The organism is Zunongwangia sp. HRR-M8, from assembly GCF_027594405.1.
Lineage (GTDB): Bacteria > Bacteroidota > Bacteroidia > Flavobacteriales > Flavobacteriaceae > Zunongwangia.
Window position 1 is genome coordinate 3259273 of sequence record NZ_CP115161.1, and the last position, 26118, is coordinate 3285390.

17 protein-coding genes are annotated in these 26118 nt (G+C 35.4%); 8 read left to right on the plus strand and 9 right to left on the minus strand.

The features are described from left to right. Entirely contained in the window at positions 1 to 477 is a 477-nt protein-coding gene (gene rpsG, locus PBT89_RS14230; RefSeq protein ID WP_270060247.1) for a 30S ribosomal protein S7, read from the minus strand. A gap of 25 nt (positions 478 to 502) precedes the next feature. After that, a complete protein-coding gene (gene rpsL, locus PBT89_RS14235; RefSeq protein WP_010230128.1) occupies positions 503 to 877 on the minus strand; it encodes a 30S ribosomal protein S12 in 375 nt (124 codons plus the stop codon). Positions 878 to 1247: 370 nt separating this feature from the next. Here rpsL and PBT89_RS14240 point away from each other — a divergent pair, with 370 nt between their 5' ends. From PBT89_RS14240 to rlmB, 6 genes are all read left to right on the plus strand, one after another. Further along, positions 1248 to 4469 (plus strand): SusC/RagA family TonB-linked outer membrane protein, encoded by a 3222-nt coding sequence (locus tag PBT89_RS14240; protein ID WP_270062437.1) that lies wholly within the window; start codon positions 1248 to 1250, stop codon positions 4467 to 4469. An 11-nt stretch (positions 4470 to 4480) separates the two neighbouring features. Then, a complete protein-coding gene (locus tag PBT89_RS14245) occupies positions 4481 to 5902 on the plus strand; it encodes a SusD/RagB family nutrient-binding outer membrane lipoprotein (RefSeq protein ID WP_270062438.1) in 1422 nt (473 codons plus the stop codon). A 17-nt stretch (positions 5903 to 5919) separates the two neighbouring features. Next, positions 5920 to 7023, plus strand: a complete 1104-nt coding sequence (locus PBT89_RS14250) for a hypothetical protein (protein WP_270062439.1) — start codon at positions 5920 to 5922, stop codon at positions 7021 to 7023. An 800-nt stretch (positions 7024 to 7823) separates the two neighbouring features. After that, positions 7824 to 10991: a SusC/RagA family TonB-linked outer membrane protein gene (locus PBT89_RS14255; protein WP_270062440.1), complete on the plus strand. Its 3168-nt coding sequence runs from the start codon at positions 7824 to 7826 to the stop codon at positions 10989 to 10991. 19 nt (positions 10992 to 11010) lie between these two features. Beyond that, a complete protein-coding gene (locus PBT89_RS14260; RefSeq protein WP_270062441.1) occupies positions 11011 to 12486 on the plus strand; it encodes a SusD/RagB family nutrient-binding outer membrane lipoprotein in 1476 nt (491 codons plus the stop codon). A 153-nt stretch (positions 12487 to 12639) separates the two neighbouring features. Beyond that, on the plus strand, positions 12640 to 13374 hold the full coding sequence (gene rlmB / locus PBT89_RS14265) for a 23S rRNA (guanosine(2251)-2'-O)-methyltransferase RlmB (RefSeq protein WP_270062442.1): 735 nt from the start codon (positions 12640 to 12642) through the stop codon (positions 13372 to 13374). Between the two features lie 3 nt (positions 13375 to 13377). On the opposite strand, the gene PBT89_RS14270 is transcribed toward rlmB, so the two are convergent. Then, a complete protein-coding gene (locus PBT89_RS14270) occupies positions 13378 to 14118 on the minus strand; it encodes a rhomboid family intramembrane serine protease (protein WP_270062443.1) in 741 nt (246 codons plus the stop codon). 86 nt (positions 14119 to 14204) lie between these two features. Here PBT89_RS14270 and PBT89_RS14275 point away from each other — a divergent pair, with 86 nt between their 5' ends. After that, positions 14205 to 15479, plus strand: a complete 1275-nt coding sequence (locus tag PBT89_RS14275) for a replication-associated recombination protein A (RefSeq protein ID WP_270062444.1) — start codon at positions 14205 to 14207, stop codon at positions 15477 to 15479. Here the strand turns inward: PBT89_RS14275 and PBT89_RS14280 are convergent. Genes PBT89_RS14280 through PBT89_RS14305 form a run of 6 tightly spaced genes read right to left on the minus strand, consistent with a single transcriptional unit; the run spans position 15476 to position 21385 of the window. Beyond that, complete coding sequence (locus PBT89_RS14280) at positions 15476 to 16309, minus strand: hypothetical protein (RefSeq protein WP_270062445.1); 834 nt, start codon at positions 16307 to 16309, stop codon at positions 15476 to 15478. The two genes, PBT89_RS14275 and PBT89_RS14280, sit on opposite strands and share 4 nt — an antisense overlap. Before the next feature lie 56 nt (positions 16310 to 16365). Further along, entirely contained in the window at positions 16366 to 17055 is a 690-nt protein-coding gene (locus PBT89_RS14285) for a YjjG family noncanonical pyrimidine nucleotidase (RefSeq protein WP_270062446.1), read from the minus strand. Next, positions 17042 to 18331: a polysaccharide deacetylase family protein gene (locus tag PBT89_RS14290; RefSeq protein WP_270062447.1), complete on the minus strand. Its 1290-nt coding sequence runs from the start codon at positions 18329 to 18331 to the stop codon at positions 17042 to 17044. The genes PBT89_RS14285 and PBT89_RS14290 overlap by 14 nt, the downstream gene beginning before the upstream one ends. 11 nt (positions 18332 to 18342) lie before the next feature. Further along, positions 18343 to 19041 (minus strand): RadC family protein, encoded by a 699-nt coding sequence (gene radC, locus PBT89_RS14295; protein ID WP_270062448.1) that lies wholly within the window; start codon positions 19039 to 19041, stop codon positions 18343 to 18345. Positions 19042 to 19090: 49 nt separating this feature from the next. Then, positions 19091 to 20443, minus strand: a complete 1353-nt coding sequence (locus tag PBT89_RS14300) for a UDP-N-acetylmuramate--L-alanine ligase (RefSeq protein WP_270062449.1) — start codon at positions 20441 to 20443, stop codon at positions 19091 to 19093. A gap of 54 nt (positions 20444 to 20497) precedes the next feature. Continuing rightward, positions 20498 to 21385: a tetratricopeptide repeat protein gene (locus PBT89_RS14305; RefSeq protein WP_270062450.1), complete on the minus strand. Its 888-nt coding sequence runs from the start codon at positions 21383 to 21385 to the stop codon at positions 20498 to 20500. 204 nt (positions 21386 to 21589) lie between these two features. Here PBT89_RS14305 and PBT89_RS14310 point away from each other — a divergent pair, with 204 nt between their 5' ends. Then, entirely contained in the window at positions 21590 to 26101 is a 4512-nt protein-coding gene (locus tag PBT89_RS14310; protein WP_270062451.1) for a gliding motility-associated C-terminal domain-containing protein, read from the plus strand. Positions 26102 to 26118: the final 17 nt, after the last annotated feature.

Here is a 26118-nt window from a genome sequence, read left to right on the forward strand (position 1 = left end):
TTAGAATCTAAAGTGAGAGAATGCTTTGTTTGCTTCTGCCATTTTATGAGTATCTACTCTTTTCTTAACAGCAGCACCTTCTTCCTTAGCTGCAGATAATACTTCAGCAGCAAGTTTAGCAGCCATAGTTTTTTCATTTCTCTTACGAGCAAAACTAATAAGCCATTTCATTGCAGTAGACACTTTTCTATCAGGTCTAATTTGCATAGGAATTTGGAAGGTTGCACCTCCTACTCTTCTACTTCTTACCTCAACATGAGGCATAACATTAGATAAGGCGTCCTTCCAGATCTCTAATCCAGTTTTTTCCTCATCCTGCTTTTTTTCTTCTACAATAGCGATTGCATCATAGAAAATTTTAAAGGCAACCGATTTCTTACCATCCCACATCATCATGTTCACAAAACGCGTAACAAGTTGATCATTAAACTTAGGATCTGGCAAAAGTGGTCTTTTCTTAGCCTGTCTTTTTCTCATTTCTTTACATTAAAAGTTTAATAAATTACTTCTTAGGGCGTTTAGCTCCATACTTAGATCGACGCTGAGTTCTACCCTCAACACCTGCGGTATCTAATGCACCACGAACAATGTGATACCTAACACCTGGTAAATCTTTTACCCTTCCGCCTCTAACTAATACTATCGAGTGCTCTTGAAGATTGTGACCTTCACCTGGTATATAGGCATTCACCTCTTTACCATTGGTTAACCTAACCCTAGCTACTTTTCGCATAGCCGAGTTTGGTTTCTTAGGAGTAGTTGTGTACACACGTGTACAAACTCCCCTTCTTTGAGGGCACGAATCTAAAGCAGCCGATTTACTCTTCTTAGTTATCTTGGCTCTTCCTTTTCGTACTAATTGTGAAATTGTTGGCATAATTTCTTTTACAATATTTATTAATTTAAACCACCTTCTTTTAAAAGGTGTGCAAAGGTAGAAATAAATTTCAAGTATTCAAACAGTTATGTCATTTAAATATATTATTCAGTTCAATTAACCCGTTCTTAACTATTTCTAAAAAATTTAGCCAACACTGTTATAAAAATCTAAAAAAACGATCTTCAATTGTTAATCTTTGCAGCCACTAATAAATTTAACACATTTTCCCTAAAGCCTGTCAACCAACTAAATAGATTTAGCTTTATTGACTTCAAAGGCACATCATCTTTTTAAGCTTTTATCATAAGCTTGATTTCTTAACTATTTATTATCACATTTGGCATTGGCTAATTCAAATAAATTTAAAATGAACACAAAACTATGTAGTTTTTTAACGTTATTCTTAGCGTTAATTGCGCACGTAACATTTGCGCAAGAAAAAACGGTCTCCGGTACCGTTACAGACGACCAAGGTTTACCCCTACCAGGGGTAACTGTCCTTTTAAAAGGAACAAACTCGGGAACTCAAACTGACTTTGATGGTAATTATAGTATCACCGCAATTGAAGGGGATGTTCTTGTTTATTCCTTTATCGGAATGCAAACCGTAGAGTACACGGTACAAAACAATGATGAAATCAACATCACACTTGAAACCGATTCTGCACAATTAGACGAAGTTGTAGTTACAGCATTAGGAATTGAAAGAGAAAAGAAATCTTTAGGTTACGCCACGCAAGAGGTAGCTGGTAATGAAGTTTCTGATGTACCACAAGCCAACTTTGTAAACTCTTTACAGGGTAAAGTTTCAGGTTTACAGGTTAAGCCTTCAGGTACAATGGGAGGATCATCCAACACTGTAATTAGAGGTTTTTCATCCCTAACAGGAAGCAACCAAGCTCTTTATGTAATAGACGGGACTATTATCGATAACTCCAACAATAACACGTCAGATCAGCAACGTGGTGGTGGCGGTTACGATTATGGTAATGCTGCAACAGACATCAACCCAGAGGACATTAAATCTATAAATGTACTTAAAGGAGCTGCCGCATCTGCACTTTATGGCTCCAGAGCATCTAATGGTGCAATCATTATTGAAACCAAAAAAGGAGCTAAAAGAAGTGGAATTGGTATTTCTATAAATTCCACTATTATGGTATCTGAAGTTAATAATAACACTTTACCAGAATACCAGAAAGAATACGGTGCTGGTTATGGTGCTTACTATGACACTCCATATTTTAATAATTACAGCAATCTAGATCTACCAAACGGCTTTGACCCTTCCATCCCTTTCACACCTTTTACAGAAGATGCTTCTTATGGTGCCGCATTTGATGGTCGACCAGTTTATCAGTGGAACTCTATTTACCCGCAACTAGAGGGGACTTATCAACAAGCGACACCATGGTTGCCAGCTGAAAATGATCCAAACAGTATTTGGAAAACAGGAACTACAGCTATAAATTCATTTGCATTGTCAGGTGGTGGAGAGACCAATACTTTTAGATTAAGTGTTACAAACTTTGATCAAGAAGGAAACCTTCCAAATAGTTCAATCAAGAGAAATACTGTAAAATTTAGTGCTAGTCAAGATATTGTAGAAGATTTAAGTGTATCTACAAACATTTCTTACATTAAAACAGATGGTAAAGGGCGTTACGGAACAGGTTACAGTTCTGAAAACCCAATGCAACAATTTCGCCAATGGTGGCAAACTAATGTTGATTTAGAACAACAAAAACAGGCTTATTTTGATACCAAACAAAATATCACCTGGAATCCAAATAGTCCTGCTGACTTATCTCCAATATACTCCAACAATCCTTACTGGACTCGTTATGAAAATTACCAAACTGACACTAGAAATAGATACTTCGGTAATTTTAATATAAACTATTCCATAAATGACGTATTTAGTGTTTTAGGCCGTTTTACTTTTGACACGTACGACGAATTAAGAGAAGAGAGAAGAAATGTAGGTAGCGATGGCGTATCCGGTTATTCCCGATATAACAATAGACAAGCAGAATACAATTACGACCTTATCTTAAATTTCAATAAAGACTTTGGGGAAGATTTTAACTTAGATGGAAACATTGGTTGGAATTTAAGAAGAAATGAATGGAGTGACATAAGAGCTGAAACAAATGGAGGTCTACGAGTTCCAGGTCTTTTCTCTTTATCTAACACATCATCACCTTTACTAGCACCAGACGAATATGAAGCTGATAAACTAGTTGATGGTATTTATGCTCGCGCAAGTGTTGGTTTTAAAAACACATATTATATAGAAGGTACTATAAGAAGAGACCGTTCTTCTTCTTTACCATCTTCAGATAACACATACTACTATCCGTCAATTTCGGGTAATATTTTATTATCTAATCTTGTTGATGCTGATTGGTTGAATTTCACTAAATTGAGAGCAAACTATGCTGAAGTAGGTGCTGATACCAATCCATATAGAATTCAACAATATTACAGCCTACTTAATCCTTACGGAGATGCAGCCATGGCTAGTAATATAAGTCAAATAAACAATGCAAACTTGAAACCGGAACGCTCTAAAGCCTATGAATTTGGTATAGAGGCAGACTTTTTCGATAGAAGATTAGGTTTAGATGTGACTTACTATAATAGCACAACTGAAGATTTAATTACTCCGGTTGATATTTCTAATGCAACAGGTTTTAATACTACAGTTAGAAACGCGGGATCTTTAGAAAACAAAGGTTGGGAAGTACAGTTAAGAGGTACACCTATCCAAACTGAAGATTTCTCTTGGAATATAAGTGCTAACTGGACAAGAAACCGCAGTGAAGTTATTTCCTTAGATGAAAGTCTAAGCAACTTACCTCTAGCCAGTTTGCAAGGAGGAATAACTATCGATGCTAGCCCAGGACAACCATATGGCGCTATAAGAGGTACAGATTATATTTATGATGATGCCGGAAATAAAGTTGTTGGTGATAATGGTTATTATTTGCTATCTGAAACTAACAACGAAATTATCGGTAATGTGCAGCCAGACTGGATTGGTGGTGTTCAGAATACATTTAAGTATAAAAACATTAGTTTAAGCGTCTTGATCGACGGTCAAAAAGGCGGAGACATCTACTCTTTAGATACTTGGTATGGTATGGCTACTGGCCTCTATCCAGAAACAGTAGGCACTAATGACCTGGGCAATCCTAAGAGAAACACGCTTGCAAATGGCGGAGGTATTGTTTTACCAGGCGTTACAGAAGATGGCCAACCTAACAGAACTAGAGTAGGGTTTGACAATTATAACCATCCTTATGGATACGGTCGTGATGCAAGTAAAGGTCACGTTTATGATGCTTCATTTGTAAAATTACGTGAAGTTAATCTAACTTATAGCTTCGGCGAGAAAATTATAGATAGCACACCTCTAACTAATGCATCAATCTCATTAATAGGTAGAAATTTATGGATTATCCACAAAAATATACCATACTCAGATCCAGAAGCTGGTCTTAGCTCAGGTAACGTACAAGGATATCAATCTGGTGCTTACCCAAGTTTGAGAGAAGTTGGTGCAAGTCTTAAACTTAATTTTTAATTAGAAAAAAGATGAAAAAATATATATTATCAATATTTTCACTTTTCGTACTCTTTAGTTGTAGTGACGACAAGTATGAAAGAATGAATGAAAATCCTAAAAATCCAGCAGACGTCCCAGCCTCTTTTCTATTTTCGAGTGCTACCAAAGATTTGATGGATCAGGTAACTAATCTTAGTGTTAATAATAATATCTTCCGTTTCGTTAGCCAGTATCTAACTGCAACAACTTACACGCAAGAACCTAATTTTAACCTTACAGATCGTAATATTCCGGAAACGCATTTTGCAATATTATATCGTGATGTACTAGTAGACCTAAAAGATGCAGAAGAAATCACGGCTGCTAATGCAGATTTATTGCCTGAAGAAGAAGTAGCCGCTAGACTTGCTCAAATTAAGGTGCTACAAGTCTACACATGGCATTATCTTGTAGACACATTTGGAAATGTACCTTTTACTGAAGCTTTAGATACAGAAAACAATCTACCTGTCTACGACGATGCTTTGGACATCTATAATCAGTTAATTACCGACTTAACTGAGATTAATGGTGATTTTAATAGCGCCGGTTTTGAATCTCAAGATTTGCTATTTGATGGAGATATGAGCAAATGGCAAAAATTCTCCAATTCATTACTACTTAGAATTGCCATGCGTTTATCTGAATCAAATCCAGATATTGCTAATAATGCAGTTGAAATTGCAATTTCTAACGGAGTAATGGAATCTAATGACGACAGTGCTATTTTTAATTATCTTGATTCACCACCAAACACGAATCCATTATGGGAAGATTTGGTACAGAGTGGACGTTCAGATTATGTTACTGCTAACACTATCGTTGATTACATGAACAACCTAGAAGATCCAAGAAGATCTGTATATTTTGATGATAATTTAAATGGTGAATATACCGGTGGTATTTATGGAGCTTCAAACAGCTATTCAAATTATACTCATATAGGCGCTGAATTTAGAGAACCTACACATCCGGGTATTTTAATGGACTATGCTGAAGTAGAATTTCTAATTACGGAAGCTGCCGCACGTAATATTGGCGGAGCAACCGATGCTTCTTCTCACTACGAGAACGCAATATCTGCATCTTTCCAATATTGGTTAGGGTCTACTGATGGAGTTGAAGATTATTTATCTCAGTCAGACGTTGCTTATTCTAATGATAATTGGGAAGAAAAAGTAGCAACTCAATTCTGGATAGCTATGTATGACAATGCATTCCAAGGCTGGTATGTATGGAGAAAGTTTGATAATCCAAGTTTGAATTTACCTCAGGTTTCGGAAAATCCAATTCCGTTAAGATTTACATATCCAATTAGAGAGCAAAATTTGAATTCAGCTAATTATCAGCAAGCAAGTGATGCCATTGGAGGAGATGAGCTTCAAACACCATTATTCTGGGATGTAAATTAAAATTTAAAAAGAAAGAAATGAAAACAACTTTAAAATACTTAAGTATTGCTTTGATATCTTCAGGATTGCTAACCTCTTGTGATGAAGACGGTTTTGACGATGAAACTGTAGATATAGGTGGATATACTTATCTTGAAGACACTCAAATTAGTGTATTAGATAGAAATGCAGACATTAACTTCACTGTAAACACAGCCGATGGAGTTAGCGCGCAAGAAGTAGAAATTTTTATGGACGGCTCCTCTGTAGGCATGGGATCGATAGATGGAGACACAGGAACGTTTAACTCTTCTATCCTAGGCGATTTCAACTTTGAGGATGATGCAGAAACAGGGGCTTATGACTTTGTAATTCGCACTTCCTATTCTAATGGAAACTACTCAGAAGATCCTTTTTCAATAAGTGTCGAAAAAGTAACTGAATTAGATGAAGATAATCCATCAACTACCACTTTAGATAGCCTATCGACTCGAAGTATAGCTTATTCTAACTACGCCTTATCAGAAATCGATGATTTTTCTTTAATGCTTAAGAAGAATAGCGATGGTACGGCGATAGACAGCGGTTTAGATGATTTGGATTTTGATGACGAAAGCTTTTCAATCGGTGACACAGACTATGAAGATCTTAACATAGAAGTTGGAGACACTTTAGTATACACTTTAACAAGCCAAAGTGGCTCAATTTCCGATGCAACAACAGGATCTCTTATTATTACTCCAAAAGATTTTAGCCGTAGCAACACAGCAACATTATCTAATGATAATGATATGAATCAATTAGACCTACTTACTGCTGAAAATTCAGCGGATGGCAGTGCAGACGGGGAAATTAGATTCTTAGCACCAAACGGTTTCGAAGTAATCAACGATAGTAACTTATCTTTTGTAAAAGTAGATAATGACTTTTATGAAAATGCCGACGTATTATCTACGAAAGCTTTATATGAAGACGGAGAAAGCGCTACCTCTTTTACTAACCTTCAAAGTGGTGACACTTTTGTGTACAAAGTAAACAGAGATGACGAAGATACAATGTATGGTGTCTTTACAGTTGCAAACATGACTATTGTAAATGGGAACGCAGTAAGTATAGAATTTAATTACTCTGAAGGAAACTAAATAACTTCCTAGACATTTAAATTTCAAAACCACCCTAACCGGGTGGTTTTTTTATTCAACAAAAGTAAAATACCTTATTAATAAAATTAAGCTTCTTAATACAGGAATCTCCGTTAATTCTTAAAAACAGAACTAGTAAAAAGCTATTTGATTTAATATAAATCATAGGAGGCCAATGGATAGATTTACATAAAGGGAACAATATTCATTTTCTTAGCAGAGAAACAAATCAAACTATTCTATGGCTCCAAATCGTCATGAAATTGTTGAAAAAAATAAGCAGATAAAAACTTCTACATAATTAGAAATAAGCAATCATATTTTCAAAAAAACATAAACCTAATATCCAGAATCTTCAAATATTAGTTCTCCTAGATATCATTTATTATTCAATAGCAACTGCCGATTTAGCTATATTCTAGATTTATACCAGTAAAAATTTACTAAAATAAAACACATTAAACTCTTCAATTGGAAACAAATTCTCTTACGCAAACCTTATAGTTGAATTTCATAAAAATTTGATACATACAAAATAAAATTAAAATCCAGCTAAATCGATTTACTAGATAAATTTTTATAAATTCTAGTCTTGAGATCAAAAAGCTCAAGCGAATTAATCATTTAACATAATTTAATATTTTTTATTGATATAATATTATCATTAATTATAATAATATATGTATAAAATCGCAAATCACTAATATTACCATATTTTTTTAACTTTAAGTCCTATAGATATGTTGCATTATTAACTTTTAATTATCATTTTTGAATCGGCTAAACCAAACATTTTAAAAATGAATAAAAAAATTACAATTTTATTTGCGTTTCTATTTACGCTAATTTCCCAGTTATCATTTGCGATTCAGCAAGAGATGATTTCTGGTACAGTTAAGGATTCCGACGGATTACCACTTCCGGGAGTAAACGTAATGATAAAAGACTCTAACGATGGAGTGCAAACCGATTTCGACGGTAACTACTCCATTGAGGCAACAGAAGGGGATATATTAGTTTTCTCTTTTGTAGGATTAAAAACCTTAGAATATACGGTTGCTAATGTTTCAACAATAGATGTTACATTGCAAGAAGATGCCTCACAACTTAGCGAAGTTGTAGTTACAGCGTTAGGAATAAAAAGAAATAAAAAAAGTCTTGGATTCGCTCAACAATCCATTACTGGTGAAAACGTAATACAAGCTAAAGACACTGATATTAGCAGTGCTTTAGCAGGTAAAGTTGCAGGGGTGCAACTTGTTGGCTCTCCTAGTTCATCATTTAATAATGCTTTAATTAGACTAAGAGGTGAAACCGATGTCTTGTTTGTTGTTGATGGAATTAAAATCAACGACCCTTCAGATATAAACGTAGAAGACATCGCAGATATATCTGTCTTAAAAGGTATTGCTGGTACCGCATTATACGGTACTGAAGCGAGAAATGGCGCTGTTATTATTACAACAAAATCTGCTAAAAATGGACAAATGAAAATCACCATCGATGAAGCTTTTTCATTCTCTAACCTTTACCTTCTGCCGGAGTATCAAAATGAATACGGCGGAGGATATTCGCAGACCTTTAGTGAATTAAATGGTGAAAAAATACCTAATTATGCTGCAGATGAGTCTTGGGGGCCAGCCTTAGATGGCACCTTGGTTAGACATTGGGACAGTTGGATAGAAGGATCTGACACTTTTGGAGAACTTAGAGCGTGGTCTCCAAATCCTGATAATGTTCGCGATTTCTACGAAACTGGTACCACAAACAACATCACTGCTACTCTTTTGAAAGGTGGTGAAGATTACAGTATTAAAGCCACAATTAACAATCTCAACACAGAGTTAATCTATCCTAACTCTGAGAGAGAACAATCAACAATTTCATTGAAAACATCGTATAATTTAACCGACAAATTAAGCTTCAATGGAAATTTTAATTACCAATATAGAAAAACCTTTAACAATCCAGTTCAGGGTTATGGTAGCATCGCATCCAATTTCAACCAATGGTGGCAAAGACAACTTGACATTGACCGATTAAAAAATTATCGTCAAAACGGTCAGATATATTCTTGGAATTTAAAATCCGCCAATGATCCTTCCCCCTTATACTGGAATTCACCTTATTTTGATGTATATGAAAATACAAACCATGAAACTAAAAATGCAGTTTATGGTAGTATTGGGCTAGATTATGATTTTAATGATGAGATTAAAGCTATGGTAGACCTGCGAAGAACTTCTACTGTTTTCAATTATGATGATAGAAATGCATGGTATGGATTAGAACTTCCATTTTATAGAGAATACACATCCCAAAGAGGTTTTACTGAACTTTATACTCAAATTAATTACGAGAAAACTTTTGGTGATTTCGATGTGGTGGCTACAGGTGGCGGACAGTGGTTCCAAAGAACTTACAAGTATATAAACGCGGAAAGCGTTGGTGGCCTTCAAATATCTAATTTTTATAGTATTGACACTTCTGTCGACAACCCAAATTACACAAGGGACACTGAAGACATCAAAAATTATGCAGGCTTCATTACAGCATCCGTAGGTTATGATGATATTTTATTCCTGGATGGTTCCTACCGAAAAGAATGGGGTTCTACTGCATCTGTAGAAGACAACAGTGTGGATGTTTACGGGATTTCTGGAAGTTTCATTTTCTCTGAACTGTTGGACAATGATTTCGTAACTTTTGGTAAGCTTAGAGCAGGCTTCGCTCAAGCTCCTAGCTTCCCTCAAATTTATCAACTTAATCAAACATATACGATCGGAAATCCTTACAACGGTTCTTCTGGAGCTAAAGTATCTACTTATACCCCTAATCAATTACCAAATCAAAATTTAAAAGGTGGAGTTCGAGAAGAACAAGAGTTAGGTTTAGAATTTCGATTTTTAGAAAGCAGATTAGGCTTAGATTTTACTTACTACCATAGAGAAGATAAAGAATTACCTACCCAAGTTACACTAAATGGCGCATCCGGATATTCTGCAACTTATGGTAATGAAGCCTTTAATAAAACTAATGGTTGGGAGCTTGGGTTCACAGCAACTCCAATTAAATCACAAGATTTAACATGGGATTTAATTTTCAACATTGCAGGATATAAAAAAACAGTAGAAAAAGTTAGTAGCACCTCCACTTCAAATGAAATTGCTTCAGCATGGGGAGGATATGTTTTAAATAAAGAAGGAGAAGATTACGGAAATATCTACGGATATCGATGGTTACGAGGTGATAATGGTGAATATGTTTATAATTCAGCGGGTGTTCGCCAATACACCAATAATATTGAAAAAATAGGTAATATTCAACCCGATTTTACGGGAGGTATGATTAATAATATATACTATAAGAATTTTAGTCTAAATTTTTCGATTGATTTCCAAAAAGGTGGAGATTTCTATTCTGTTTCAAGAAGATTCAATGCCGGTTCGGGTATAGGTGATATGACTGTAGGCAATAACAATTTAAATAATAAAATAAGAAGTGGTTTGGTTAATTCAAATGGAGAAACTCCCTTAGATATTGACGGAAATCCTAGAACTTACATAATTGCCGATGAGGCTGGAGAAAGCAGTGGAGGTGTATATGTCGAAGGTGTAGATTCTGAAACTGGAGAACCTGTTTCTTACTATATAGATGCCCATAGCTATTTCGGAAATCTAACTAGCGCCCCGGAAGAATGGATCTATGATGCGTCCTACGTTAAATTGCGACAGCTTAAATTAGGGTACACATTTCCTAAATCTACATTAGAAAACCTGCCTTTCAACGAAGTTTACCTTGGAGCTTATGCAAATAATCTTTGGCTAATTTATTCCGACATTGATGGGATTGATCCATCTGAATTAGAATCCTATCAAGATGATAGTGATTTAGATTTAAGATGGCAAGAAGGCGGACAAAGCCCAAGCCAAAGAACATTCGGTATGAATTTAAAAATTTCTTTCTAAAAGAAAAAAACTTAAAATTATGATCCACAAATATAAAATTAGAAAAACCCTAATCCTTTTAGGTATAATAGGATTAATTATCCAATCCTGTGACACAGTAGATTTCGCAGACACTAATATAGACCCAGATGCAACATCTGAACCTGTAAGTAATGGATTGCTCACTTATGCCGAAAAATACATTGGTAATTTGGTTACCGATGAACTTCCAGAACTTTGGATACAGCATATTTCAGAAATTACTTATACAGAAACTTCAAGATACGGCACAAGAAATTACGATATTGATACTTACTATACCAATCCTCTAGACAATTTAAATCTTATTATAGAATTGAACTCTAATGAAGAGACAATTGAAAGCCAGGCCAATTACGGAGCAACTGTGAATCAATTAGCAGTAGCGAAACTACTGCGCGCTTATATTTATCAAAATTTAACAGACCGCTGGGGTATGTTACCATATTCAGAGGCATTGAAAGGTCTTGAAAATACCACACCCGTATTTGATTCGCAAGAACAAATTTATGATAATCTATTCACAGAAATAGATGAGTCCTTACAACTCATTGATCCATCATTGCAAGGACCTACAGGAGATCAGATGTTTGAAGGAAATATGGACAGATGGATATTGTTTGGCAATACTATGAAACTGGTCATGGCTCTTCGCCTTTCAAATGTCTATCCAGAAGCTGGTGGATATGCAGCAACTAAATTTCAGGAAGCAATCAATGCTGGTGTAATAGGCAGCGTCAATGAAAATCTTGAATACCCATTTCTTACAGATGATAACAACGATAGTCCTTGGCAAGATGCTTTTCAAACAAGAGAAGATTATGCTGTAAGTGATACTTTTATAGATGCACTATTAGAAGATGAAGATCCGAGAATTGATGAATATGCTGAATATACAGATGCTTCTGTTGCCGACGATAATCCTAAATATGTCGGAATGCCTTATGGTTTAACAACATCTGAAGCAGTAGCCGATAATTATTCATTTATCAAAAGTGAGATCATATATGATGGTGATTTCCCTGGTATAATATACACCTATGCGCAAGTTCTATTTTCTTATGCAGAAGCTGTGAAACTTGGATGGATTTCAGGAGACGCAAATCAATTTTATGAAGATGCAATTCAAGCCTCTTTCGACCAATGGAATGCAAGTGGGGCTTCAGATTATATAGATTCTGTAAGTTTGAATAATGATGATAAAATCGCCATGCAACAAATAGCCTATGAGAAATGGAAAGCACTATATATGCAAGGTTGGGAATCTTGGTTTGAATGGAGAAGAACAGGATATCCGCAATTAACACCGGCTGCTCAGCCACTTACTGGGACAGATATACCTGTAAGACAAGGTTATGATTTGGATTGGTCCTCCTCTAATACTGTAAATTATGATGCCGCTATTGATGAGCAAGGTCCTGACGATCTCTCTACGTACGTTTGGTGGGATGAACCTCACCCAATAACAGGTGAATAATATGTATTTATTAGAAGAAAGGGAATGTAAAAAATGCATTCCCTTTCTTATTTAGAATCTCTTATTCCTATAAAAAAAATCATATTAAATACAATCCGCAAATAATTTATCCCAAGCTTTAAATTTCTCAAATTCTTCTATTACTTTTACCACATGAAAGAGGCTACAACAATATTTGGAATTAGGGCAGTAATAGAGGCTATTGAAAGCGGAGAGACTATCGATAAAATCTTTATTCAAAAAGGTTTATCGGGAGATCTGTTTTCAGAATTAAAAAGAACCCTTGCTAAAGGACAATACAATATATCTTACGTTCCGCAGGAAAAATTACATAATTTAAGCAAAGGGAACCATCAGGGTGTTGTTGCGAAGATAAGCCCAATCGATTTTCTAACTTTAGAAGATACTGTAGAACCCATATTAGCTAAAAAAGAAGCTCCTTTTTTTCTACTTTTAGACCAGGTAAACGATGTGCGTAATTTTGGTGCGATTATAAGAACTGCAGAGTGTTGCGGAGTAGATGCGATAATTATTCCTGAAAAAGGAGCTGCTCCAATTAACGCTGATACCGTTAAAACTTCAGCTGGTGCGGTATTTAAAATTCCAATTTGCAAAGTAAGCCATATTAAAGACGCTGTTTTCTATTTACAATCTAGCGGAATACAGGTTATTGCTGCTACCGAAAAAACAGAAATGCATTTATATGATGTCGATTTCAAAAAACCTTCAGCAATAGTTATGGGTAACGAAGCAAAAGGAGTAACGCCTTCAATTTTAAAAACAGTAGATCATTCGGTTAAATTACCAATGCACGGAGAGATTGCTTCTTTGAATGTTTCTGTGGCGTGTGGTGCTTTTCTTTATGAAGTAGTTAGACAGCGATTTTAAATTTCAATCTTTTTTATCCGCTTTTTTAAAAATATAATTTACCTGAATTTGATCTTCTTCATCAGCAGTTTCATCTTCAGGTAATTTTTCGATGAAATTTCCATCTTCATCAAAATGCTTCATAAATTCATCTTCTTCCTCATCATAATCTTCTTGCTCCCATCTATATTTCGGAGAAATTGCGATATCTTTTTTAAATGTAAACGCAAAGATCAAACCTACTATTAAGCCGGATAAATGACCTTCCCAAGAAATTTCAGGATCAATTGGTGTTACATACCATAATAATCCGCCATACAGAAAAACAACGATTAAGGATAGCGCAACCAACCTGTAGTGTTTTGAAAATATTCCTTTGAAAAACAAGAAACTTGCTAATAGATAAATAATTCCGCTAGCGCCTATATGAAAAGCCGGCCTTGCTATTAACCACGTAACAATACCAGTTAAGAAAAAACCGTAGCCCAAAACCTTCCACCGTATACTTCGGTAAAAATAAAATAAGGCCATAGAAAGTACTAAAAGCGGAATCGTATTATTAAATAAATGTTTTATTCCACTATGGATAAATGGAGAAAAAAGCACACCTCTTAACCCAACAAGAGTTCGGGGAAAGACTCCCAAATGATTTAGACTGAAACCAAATCTCACTTCAGCCCAAAATACAATCCATATAATTAACACAAAAGCTAAGGGATAACCAATAACTCCCGGTGTGAATTGAAAATTTTCCTTGCTACTCAATCTCAATTAATTTTATAGCATACTACAAAAAAATAACCAATTCAACATAGTAGATATTTTGTCATTCTAATTTTTACATTTGCAATATGAGTGAACCACTAGCAGAAAGACTTCGACCAAAGACGTTAGGGCAATATTTGAGTCAGGCGCACCTTATTGGAGAAAAAGGAGCTTTAAAACAGCAAATACAAAGAGGAATAATCCCTTCGATGATTTTTTGGGGGCCTCCCGGCGTTGGTAAGACGACATTAGCAAATATCATCGCTAATGAATCTGATCGTCCATTCTTCACCCTAAGTGCGATAAGTAGTGGTGTAAAAGATGTACGCGAAGTCATTCAGAAAGCAAAAAAAAGTGATGGTTTATTTACGACAAAAAGTCCGATTCTTTTTATAGATGAAATTCATCGCTTCAGTAAGTCTCAGCAAGATTCGCTTCTTGGTGCCGTAGAAAAAGGCTGGGTAACTTTAATCGGTGCAACTACAGAAAACCCAAGTTTTGAGGTTATTTCAGCATTACTTTCCAGATGTCAGGTTTACGTACTCAAACCTTTCTCTAAAGAAGATCTAATCGCTTTGCTTAACAGAGCGATGAAAGAGGATAAAATTATAGCTTCGAAAAACGTAAAGCTTAAAGAAACCGAAGCTTTGCTGCGATTAAGTGGCGGTGATGCGAGAAAATTACTCAACATTTTCGAACTCTTAGTTAATTCTAGCGACGAAGGATCTGAAATTACGAATGATCTGGTTTTTGAAAAAGTACAACAAAACACGGTGCTCTACGATAAAACAGGCGAACAGCATTATGATATCATTTCAGCATTTATAAAATCGATTAGAGGTAGTGATCCTAACGGAGCTGTTTATTGGCTCGCCAGAATGATTGAAGGTGGCGAGGATGTGAAATTTATCGCCAGAAGATTATTAATCCTTGCCAGTGAAGATATAGGGAATGCAAATCCTACAGCGTTAGTAATTGCCAACAACACCTTCCAGGCGGTAACAACTATTGGTTATCCTGAAGCCAGAATTATTTTAAGCCAATGTGTAACCTACCTGGCGACCTCACCAAAAAGTAATGCTTCTTATCAAGCCATAAATCAAGCTATGAGCTTAGTAAAGCAAACAGGAAATCTTTCTGTACCCCTTAATATTCGAAATGCACCAACTAAATTAATGAAAGATTTAGGATATGGGGAAAACTACAAATATGCCCACAATTATGAAGGCAATTTTGTAAAAGCAGAATTTTTACCAGATGAGATAAAAAACACCATCCTTTACGAGCCGGGCAATAACCCTAGAGAAAACTCTCAACGCGAATTTCTTCGGAAAAGATGGTCTGGAAAATACAATTATTAATCCTGAAGTTTATAAACGGTTTTTACCGTTTTATTGCTTTGGCGATCAAAAATCTCTACAACAATACTTCCGTCTTCAGCAAAATAAGCAATTCCTTGTTTAGTGAGTGAATTGTAGATAAAATTGTCTGAACCATCAGATTTTATAAGCATTGCAAAGGGTTCTGACATTCCTTTTTGATAAAAACCAAATCCAGATTCATTCTCTTTAAGAAAATAAACAGAATTATCTTTCACAAAAAACTTTTCTGAAGAAGTTGCAACAATAGAATCTTCAGTATCCATTTCGTTTTCTTCAACCACTTCTACTTCATTTTCTACAGCATTGGAAACTTCAGTAGCTGCAACAGCTTTTGGTTGTTTTTCAACCTGTTTATTTGAAGCTTGTTCTACTATAGGGTCCTCGTTATATGAATAATCTAAATCTTCTAAAGATGTAAAAGCATCTCTTAAGGCTTCATGGTAAGCGCTTTTATACTCTTTTTCTCTACTTCTCCCCTCTTTAGACTCATAAATCACATTCCCGTAGCAATCTTTTAATTGAAGCACCATTTTGGTCACAAATAAACCTGAATTATTTTGAACATCTGCCTCTAAGGCTAAACAATTATTATTTTGCAATTCAGCTGGTTTTTCAGCGCTTTTCATCACCGTTGAAAATCCATACTTCTCTAATAAAAACTTTGTAAGGGCATTAACCTGATATTGATTTTTCTCTTTTGAAAATTCGTATTTCTCTGGAACAATCACATATTTATAATCATCTACGCTTTTTTGACCATAGATAATAGCGGTAAATAATATTGCAAATAAAACCGAAAGTTTTCTCATTGTCTTTTTATTTTAATTTTCAGCTCAAAAATAAAAAAGTAATTATTAATGACTTTTTATAAAAACTGATTAATCTTCTTTAAATTGTTTAAACCTAAAACATTATTGTAAACCGACTTATTGTAATAATCAAAATAAATCGTATGTAATCCAAAGGCGGCAGCACCTTCGATATCTGCTTCGTAATTATCCCCTATCATTACCGATTTTGCCGGTAAAGCTTTGGCTTTTTTAAGCGACATTTCAAAAATAGTTGGATGTGGCTTTTTAACGCCAGCTTCTTCAGAGGTTGTTATTGTTTCAAAGTAATTAAGAATATTAGCATTCTTCATTTTTTTATGCTGCACTTCATCAAATCCATTGGTAATAATATGAAGTTTATATTTATCAGAAAGATAATCCAAAGCTTCCAAGCCACCCTCTAAAAGATGATTATATTCAGAAAGATAAAGAATATAATCATTAGATAACTTGGCAATATCTTTATCAGAGAGATTGTAAGACAAGGCTTCAAAAGAATCTTTTAACCTGCCATAGCGCAGTTTCTCTTTAGAAACTAAATTTTTGCGATAATTCTCCCAATATTTAAAATTGACAGGAACATATACTTCCAAAAATTTTGATAGATCTATCTCAATGCTATTCAGCTTAAAAATATATTCGAAAGTGAGTGCAGAATTTTTATCAAAATCCCATAGCGTATGGTCTAAATCAAAAAAAACATCCTCTATATTATTCAATTTCATGAATTTGTTTTAATAGTGAATAATACCTATTGCTATTATAATATTCTGAAAAGTCTTCATTCTTGAAAATCGTCCTAAAGGTTCCTCCTACGCTTTTTACCCTTTCATGAATTTTACTAATTTCTTTTTTCAATTCTTCGGAAGAATATTTCTTACCCACATTAGAATTGAAGATATAAGGATGAATTTGCAGCGGACTGGTAATTTCCATATTAATATCGTAAAATAAAAATGAAGAACACGTCCCGGCTCTAAATCCCAAATCGTCTGGGTATCCCATAGAGTAATCATTTTCAAATTCTAATTCTGCCAATGTATTAAAATGCTCGGGGATGCCAAGATCGTAACTTGCATTTAAAACATTTTCTAAAGGATAATGGATAATATTTTCTAATCGCACCTTTTCTACGCGCAATGTTTTAATAACCTGAGAAGAATAATGACCTAACAACAATCCAATTTTAGCATAATCTGACACATATTTTATATTGGATCGATAAGGCATTCGGTTGTAGTTTATATTCCTGTCATACAGTGTAAAATCTGCAACCTTGAACATAAAAATCGTAGATAAAGAATGTTTTTTTACTAACTGCACCAACTCATCAAAAATATCGTATGGATCTCTTTTAACTTTCATCCAAGATTTTACACGATCTACAAATCGATGAAAATGCAATTTTACCAAATCATTGCCCCATCCAACCATGCTCCTAATAACTCCCTTATTACTAAAAACAAAACCGTGCTCTATAGCAAAAATAGTCTCTGCTCTAAAATTGGTTGTATTAAAAAGCATCTCTGGAAATTTCTCTTTTAAAACTTCTTTAAATTTGTACGCCCAAATATCTACAACAGGTGTTTTTAGAAAACTTTCTTTATAGGCCAAACTTTCTGAAACCGGAAACCGGCCAGCCTCATCTTTTACATGTGGTAGATATTCTTCGTATCTAGTAAGTAAATAAAAAGAGGCGGCAAATATATCGAAAGGCAAATTGCTATGGTCACTTACCGGAAAAAAGCAAACTGTATTTCCCCAAGGCTGCACCTTAATTTCCAACTCTTCAAAACCATGTTCTAGTAATAAATCTGTATTCTGAATAAAAAACTCGTTCCCTAACGGCTGTTTTCCGTAAGACATTTTAAATCCATCATGCGCTACAAATTCCTCTATTTTTGAGGTAAATTTGATCTCTATCCCCAGCATATTTGTACATATATGCTTAAAAATATAGATAATTCTAGGAGTAACTTTTTGCGTGTAGACCAGTAGCATTTAGGGAATTTTTAAAGAATCGCTTCGTCCGCAAAGCTAAAATAGGACATTTCAGTTACAATTATGTGATCAAGCACTTTTATATCCAGACTTTCTGATGCTGTTTTTAATTTTTGCGTTAAATTCTTATCAGCCGTACTAGGCTTTAATGTTCCAGAGGGGTGATTATGCGCCAGAATTATAGAAACTGCACCCAGCTCTAGTGCTTTTTTAAGTGTGAGTCGCACATCCACCAGAGTACCGGTAATTCCGCCTTTACTTAATTGCAATTTATCAATCACTTTATTGGAATTATTTAAATAAATAATCCAAAACTCTTCGTGTGGCAACTCGCCAATAACAGGTTGCATTAGTTCAAAAACAGATCTACTAGAGGTAATCTTGGTTCTTTCTAAGGCATTTTCTAAACGTCGTCTTCGACCAAGCTCTAAAGCTGCAATGATGGTAATTGCTTTCGCCTCACCAATTCCGCTAAACTTACAAAGTTGGCTAACCGTTAGCTTTCCTAATTCACTAAGATTATTCTGTGTTGAGGCCAAAATTCGCTTACTAAGCTCTACTGCGGTTTCTTTACGATTGCCAGAACTAATTAAAATAGCAATCAATTCTGAATCACTTAAAGATAGCTTCCCTTTTCTAAGCAATTTTTCTCTTGGCCTATCATCTATTGCCCAATTCTTAATACTAAAATGTTCTGATTGATCCTCCATTCAGTTAAAATACAACACATTAGAAAAGCATTAAAGAATTTAACCAATTTTATAATTCAGTAACAAACTGTTCTAAATCGATACCTCCATAATTTCCACTGCTCATAAAAAGCAAAGCTGAATTATCGAAATTTGATTTTTTTAGATGATTTTCTAATTCTGAGGTCTCAGTAATTACTACTAAATCATTTCGATCGAAAGCAGACTTTATAGCTTCAGTTGAAATAGCTGTTAATTTTTTGTGCGCAACAGCTTCAGAAGAATAAAACACAATTGCCGTATCGGCTGCATCCAGGGATTTTTTATATTCAGCAATAAAACTTTCATTTAAACTACTAAACGTATGCAATTCTAAGCAAGCAATGATTTTTTTATCTTGAAATTGCTCTTTTACTGCATTTACACTGGCTCTAACTTTTGAAGGGCTGTGAGCAAAATCTTTAAAAGCGATAAAATCTCCAGATTCTTTAATTTTCTGAAGTCTTTTTGAAGCTCCTTTAAAAGTTGCAATGGCTTCATAAAAATCTTCTTCATCTATCCCCATATGTTGGCAAACCCACTTTGCTCCTGCAAGATTGTTTAAATTATGTTTACCAAAAATTTCTAGAGGCATATCACCTTCCGGAGTGATTAGAACTGTTTCCCCATCTTCAATGTTATATTCTGGCGTTTTATAAGGATGTTTTCTTATAGGATTAGTATTATTCTCAACAATAGTTTTTAGATCTAAATCCTCCTCATTATAAACAAGAATGCCACCGTTTACAATCTTATCTATAAAGATGCTAAACTGTTCCAAATAATTCTCATAAGTAGGAAATACATTGATATGGTCCCAAGCAATACCGCTTAGCAAAGCAATGTTAGGTTCGTACAAATGAAATTTTGGGCGACGATCTATGGGTGAAGATAAATACTCGTCTCCTTCAATAACCATAAAATCATTATTGTCGTTTAGCTTTATGGTATTATCTAGTCCTTCTAGTTGTGCTCCTACAAGATAATCTACCTCGCGATCATGGTAATGCATCACATGCAAAATCATACTTGTGATTGTGGTCTTACCATGCGAACCACCAATTACCACTCGAGTTTTGGTTTTAGATTGCTCAAAAATAAATTCAGGATACGAATAAATTTTCAAGCCCAATTCCTGAGCTTTCAATAATTCTGGATTGTCTTTTCTAGCGTGCATTCCTAAAATTACTGCATCTAAATCTTTTGTAATCTTCTGCGGAAACCAGCCAAAATCATTTGGTAATATACCGTTTTGCTGAAGTGAAGATTTTGAAGGCTCAAATATAGCATCATCACTACCTGAAATTTGAAACCCTTTATTAAGAAGAACTATAGCTAAAGCATGCATGGCGCTCCCTCCTATAGCTATAAAATGAATTTTCATTGAAACAATTTTCAGCAAATGTAATTATTGCTTTTTTAAACACGAAGTTCTAGCTTACATATCCTTAATATCTTCTTTTAAATCTAAGGCAGTTTTGGAATTTCCGTCTATTTCTAATGATTTATTAATATAGTATAGCGCGGTGGACTTATCTGATTTCTTTTCTGAAATTTGAGCAAGTTTTAAATAAGCTTCCGCAGGAGTTTTGAGATCCAAATAATTAAATCCCTGTATATATTTATCCATTAGAGAATCAATTCCAGATTTAGGTATCCCATACCTTAATCCTTCCTGAGCAAACTCAAAATAGAGATAATTACGCAAAACTAAAGATGGTTTCCCTTTTAAAGCTTTAATACCTTCTTTTATATATTTCGCTGATTTTTGTTTTTCGTCTTTGTAATTATAAACTGAAGCCATAGCAATGCAATAGTCAAGCTTACTTAACTTATTTAAGCTTTTCGCCTGTGCTAATCCTTTTTCAAAACTACCTCCTAGTACAGAAGGAAGTTGTAAATATAATTCAGACAAAGCTCTTTTGCTTTCTATGTGATTAGGATCTAAAGAAACTGCTTTTTCTAAGTGCTCTTTAACTTTAGGTATTAAAAAGGCTGCTTGAAATTTATTAATCTCAATAGCTTTCATGCCCATTGCACCGCCCACCTTAAAATGATATTCGGCAGAATTGGGATCCAGCTCTACTAAACTTTTATAGTAATCGATAGCCTTATCCCACTCTTTTAGATGACTAGCAATGTTACCTAAGTATAGCTTACCTGCTTCGGTAAACTCAAAATTTCGATCGATAAAAATTTCAGCCTTATCAAGTTCATAATTTTGTATAATTTTTTTCGCTGTGCGTAATTCCTCGCTCGATTGCGCATTACTTTTCCAACATAAAATAAAAAAAAACAGCATTCCTAAGACAGATTTTACCTCCAAACGTTAATTTTTTAAGATTACTTATAATAAATTTAAGATTTCATTTCCAAATAGCTTTAACAGTTATTGCCTAATATGGGGAAAAATACTAATAATTACTAAATCCACGCATTTTTTATATACACATGTTAAAAATTATTACAATATTTGTGCTATAAATATTGTATTTATTAATTATTATTATTCGAATTTAACACCTAGCCTATGCGAAATTTTACTTTGAGGATTAGGGGAACCAAATTGTTCCTATTATCCTTTGTATTATTTATGGGAGGATTGTCTATGTACGGCCAGCAAGGTTGTCCAACAGCGGCAAATACCGACCAGAATCAGACTTTCTGTTACCTACAGACTGTAGGAGAAATAGAAACTGATGGAACAACAGTTTACAGAACTGAAACATCTACGAATCCTATTCCTAGTGACGAGCTTCTTGAAAATGCAGCAACTTACTATATAGGTAATGCAGATGGAGATTGTAGTACAAGAATTGCTGTAAATATAACTGTAAATTCAGCTCCGGCTCCAGTTTCTGGATACGGAACTACATTTTCCCCTACTCTTGGATCTTCTTCAGATTCTTTCGATGTAGATGATTTAATCACTACTTTAGTAGATGATAACCCAGGAATGAATTTAGTTGTATTTGCAGATCAATATGATACTAATACACTTCCAGGAAACACAACATTAATTGCTGAAAACTCATATTGGGTAGGGCAAACAGGAAGTACTTGTCCTTCTGAAAGATTAGCGATTCGATACGACCCGATAGTTGCTGAAGCTCCAACAGGAGAAGCTCAGCAAACTTTTTGTCCTGAAGCAACGGTTGCAGACCTTGTAGCACAAGGTACAAGCGAAAACACTCAGGCAATTCGTTGGTATAGTACTGCTACATCTAATCCAGCTTTGGGTGATGATGTCATATTAGTTGATGGAGAAACTTATTACGCTACTCAGATAATCAACAATGTAGACTCCCCTCTTCCTCCTACAGAAAGTGAAGAGAGATTTGAAGTTACAGTTACCGTTTTTGAACCGGTAAATGCTGGTGATGACGCTAGTACTGTGGTATGCTCAAATGACTCAGCTCTAGATTTATTCACTCTTCTTTCTGGAAATGCTGATACAGATGGTGCATTTACTTTAGACGGAACAGATCTTAATGGTCAATTTGATCCAGCGAACTATACTGCTGGGGAGTATTCAGTTACTTATAGTGTAGCTGATGATTGTACTACTGATGAAGCTACTTTCACAATTACGCTTACTGCGCAACCAGACGCTCCAGTTATAGGAGATCAAGAGTTTTGTGAAACTGAAAATGCAACTGTTGCTGATTTAGGTACCGATGCTAATATAGCTATTTACGATGATGCCAGCTTATCAAATGAGCTTGCACCTTCAACAACTTTAGTAGACGGAACTTATTTTGCAGTTGCCAGCGATGGACCTTGTACTTCTGAAGCCAGTGAATTTGAAGTAGCAATTTCTGAAGTTCCGGATGCTCCAATTATTGCTAATCAAACTTTCTGTGAAACTGATAATGCAACTGTTGCCGATCTAGGCACTGGTGATAGCATTTCTATTTATGATGATGCTTCTTTAACCACAGAACTAGCTCCCGCTACTGCATTAACAACAGGAACTTATTATGCTGTGGAAACTAATGGTTCTTGTGTATCTGACGATACTGAATTTGAAGTAACTATAACTCCTGCAGTATCACCTGAAGCTGGAGACGACGCTTCTTTTGACGTTTGTATCAATGAAACTATTGAACTTACCGATTACCTAAGTAGTGATGCACTTACTACCGGTACTTTTTCAGGTAACGGTGTATCGGGGACACAGTTCTCTGCAACTACAGCAGGTGATTACACGATCACTTACACTGTAAATAGTACTAATAGTTGTGTTACTAATGGATCTGATTCAGCTACTTTCACAATTACTGTAAACAACCCTGCTGATGCAAATGCTGGTGAGGATATGGCTTTTGATGCTTGTGTTAATGAATCTATTGATCTTGTAGCTTACCTTTCTGACAATGCAATCACTTCTGGTGAATTCACTGGAGATGGAGTTACTCAGGGAATGTTCATGGCGACTACAGCTGGAACTTATACCGTAACCTACACTGTTGATGAAAATGATACTTGTGTGAATGCTGGAACTTCTGATTCAGCTACTTTCACAATTACTGTAAACAACCCTGCTGATGCAAATGCTGGTGAGGATATGGCTTTTGATGCTTGTGTTAATGAATCTATTGATCTTATAGCTTACCTTTCTGACAATGCAATCACTTCTGGTGAATTCACTGGAGATGGGGTTACTCAGGGAATGTTCATGGCGACTACAGCTGGAACTTATACCGTAACCTACACTGTTGATGAAAATGACACTTGTGTGAATGCTGGAACTTCTGATTCAGCTACTTTCACAATTACTGTAAACAACCCTGCTGATGCAAATGCTGGTGAGGATATGGCTTTTGATGCTTGTGTTAATGAATCTATTGATCTTGTAGCTTACCTTTCTGACAATGCAATCACTTCTGGTGAATTCACTGGAGATGGAGTTACTCAAGGAATGTTCATGGCGACTACAGCTGGAACTTATACCGTAACCTACACTGTTGATGAAAATGACACTTGTGTGAATGCTGGAACTTCTGATTCAGCTACTTTCACAATTACTGTAAACAACCCTGCTGATGCAAATGCTGGTGAGGATATGGCTTTTGATGCTTGTGTTAATGAATCTATTGATCTTATAGCTTACCTTTCTGACAATGCAATCACTTCTGGTGAATTCACTGGAGATGGGGTTACTCAGGGAATGTTCATGGCGACTACAGCTGGAACTTATACCGTAACCTACACTGTTGATGAAAATGACACTTGTGTGAATGCTGGAACTTCTGATTCAGCTACTTTCACAATTACTGTAAACAACCCTGCTGATGCAAATGCTGGTGAGGATATGGCTTTTGATGCTTGTGTTAATGAATCTATTGATCTTGTAGCTTACCTTTCTGACAATGCAATCACTTCTGGTGAATTCACTGGAGATGGGGTTACTCAGGGAATGTTCATGGCGACTACAGCTGGAACTTATACCGTAACCTACACTGTTGATGAAAATGACACTTGTGTGAATGCTGGAACTTCTGATTCAGCTACTTTCACAATTACTGTAAACAACCCTGCTGATGCAAATGCTGGTGAGGATATGGCTTTTGATGCTTGTGTTAATGAATCTATTGATCTTATAGCTTACCTTTCTGACAATGCAATCACTTCTGGTGAATTCAATGGAGATGGGGTTACTCAGGGAATGTTCATGGCGACTACAGCTGGAACTTATACCGTAACCTACACTGTTGATGAAAATGACACTTGTGTGAATGCTGGAACTTCTGATTCAGCTACTTTCACAATTACTGTAAACAACCCTGCTGATGCAAATGCTGGTGAGGATATGGCTTTTGATGCTTGTGTTAATGAATCTATTGATCTTATAGCTTACCTTTCTGACAATGCAATCACTTCTGGCGAATTCAATGGAGATGGGGTTACTCAAGGAATGTTCATGGCGACTACAGCTGGAACTTATACCGTAACCTACACTGTTGATGAAAATGACACTTGTGTGAATGCTGGAACTTCTGATTCAGCTACTTTCACAATTACTGTAAATGCTACTGCTAATGCAGGTGATGATGCTACCGAAAATGTTTGTGTAGCTGACACTCCGATAGACCTAAGTATATTCCTAAATGGAGCAGATGATAATGGAGTTTTCTCACTTGACGGAAACGATCGTGATGATTCTAACTTCGACATTAGCACAACAGGTACTTACGTATTCACTTACACAGTAACAAACAATTGTGGAACAGATGCTTCTACATTAACAATTACAGTTAATGAAGTTCCTGATGCACCTACCCCTAACGCTACAGATTTAAGTTTCTGTGCTATTGACGGCGCAACTGTTGGGGACATTAATGTTCCAGGAACCAATGTAGCATATTATGCCGATGAGACTACTGAAGATGCGTTAGACGCTACTGAAGTTTTAACTTCGGGAACCTATTACGCTACTCAAACCAATGCTTCTGGATGTGAATCTGAAAGAGTTGCTATTAACGTAACCGTTGAGGATCCACAAGCACCAACTATTCCGGCTATTGAAATATGTGAGTATGACGATCGATTTAACAGAACTACACTTCAAGATATAACTGAAGCTATAAATAGCGATAATGTAATTACTTGGTATGATTCTGCCGACAGTGATAATGCACTTAGCAATAATACTGTTTTAGTTGACGGAACAACTTACTATGCTAGTGCATCAAACAATGCAACAGGCTGTGAAAGTTCTACTAGAGCAACTTATGTAGTTGATTTCGGAGATTGTGAGACTCCATTCCAAGAAGGTATTTCTCCAAATGGTGATCAGCTTAACGACACTTTTGATCTTCAATATTTAGAACTTGACTATCCAAATTATGAAGTTGAGATTTACAATAGATGGGGAAGAATGGTTTATAAAGGAAATTCATCAACTCAACCATGGGACGGTACATCAAGCGAATCTTCAATCGGAGATGACATTTTACCAAATGGTGTATACTTCTATGTGATTGAATTCAATGACGGATCAACTCCTGCTAAACAAGGCAAAATATACTTAAGCAGATAATCAGGATAAATTAGAAA

Excerpts from the sequence above, each read along its gene's own strand:
- rpsG (WP_270060247.1), bottom strand. The coding sequence starts at position 477 with ATGAGAAAAAGACAGGCTAAGAAAAGACCACTTTTGCCAGATCCTAAG.
- rpsL (WP_010230128.1), bottom strand. The coding sequence starts at position 877 with ATGCCAACAATTTCACAATTAGTACGAAAAGGAAGAGCCAAGATAACT.
- PBT89_RS14240 (WP_270062437.1), top strand. The coding sequence starts at position 1,248 with ATGAACACAAAACTATGTAGTTTTTTAACGTTATTCTTAGCGTTAATT.
- PBT89_RS14245 (WP_270062438.1), top strand. The coding sequence starts at position 4,481 with ATGAAAAAATATATATTATCAATATTTTCACTTTTCGTACTCTTTAGT.
- PBT89_RS14250 (WP_270062439.1), top strand. The coding sequence starts at position 5,920 with ATGAAAACAACTTTAAAATACTTAAGTATTGCTTTGATATCTTCAGGA.
- PBT89_RS14255 (WP_270062440.1), top strand. The coding sequence starts at position 7,824 with ATGAATAAAAAAATTACAATTTTATTTGCGTTTCTATTTACGCTAATT.
- PBT89_RS14260 (WP_270062441.1), top strand. The coding sequence starts at position 11,011 with ATGATCCACAAATATAAAATTAGAAAAACCCTAATCCTTTTAGGTATA.
- rlmB (WP_270062442.1), top strand. The coding sequence starts at position 12,640 with ATGAAAGAGGCTACAACAATATTTGGAATTAGGGCAGTAATAGAGGCT.
- PBT89_RS14275 (WP_270062444.1), top strand. The coding sequence starts at position 14,205 with ATGAGTGAACCACTAGCAGAAAGACTTCGACCAAAGACGTTAGGGCAA.
- PBT89_RS14280 (WP_270062445.1), bottom strand. The coding sequence starts at position 16,309 with ATGAGAAAACTTTCGGTTTTATTTGCAATATTATTTACCGCTATTATC.
- PBT89_RS14285 (WP_270062446.1), bottom strand. The coding sequence starts at position 17,055 with ATGAAATTGAATAATATAGAGGATGTTTTTTTTGATTTAGACCATACG.
- PBT89_RS14290 (WP_270062447.1), bottom strand. The coding sequence starts at position 18,331 with ATGCTACTGGTCTACACGCAAAAAGTTACTCCTAGAATTATCTATATT.
- radC (WP_270062448.1), bottom strand. The coding sequence starts at position 19,041 with ATGGAGGATCAATCAGAACATTTTAGTATTAAGAATTGGGCAATAGAT.
- PBT89_RS14300 (WP_270062449.1), bottom strand. The coding sequence starts at position 20,443 with ATGAAAATTCATTTTATAGCTATAGGAGGGAGCGCCATGCATGCTTTA.
- PBT89_RS14310 (WP_270062451.1), top strand. The coding sequence starts at position 21,590 with ATGCGAAATTTTACTTTGAGGATTAGGGGAACCAAATTGTTCCTATTA.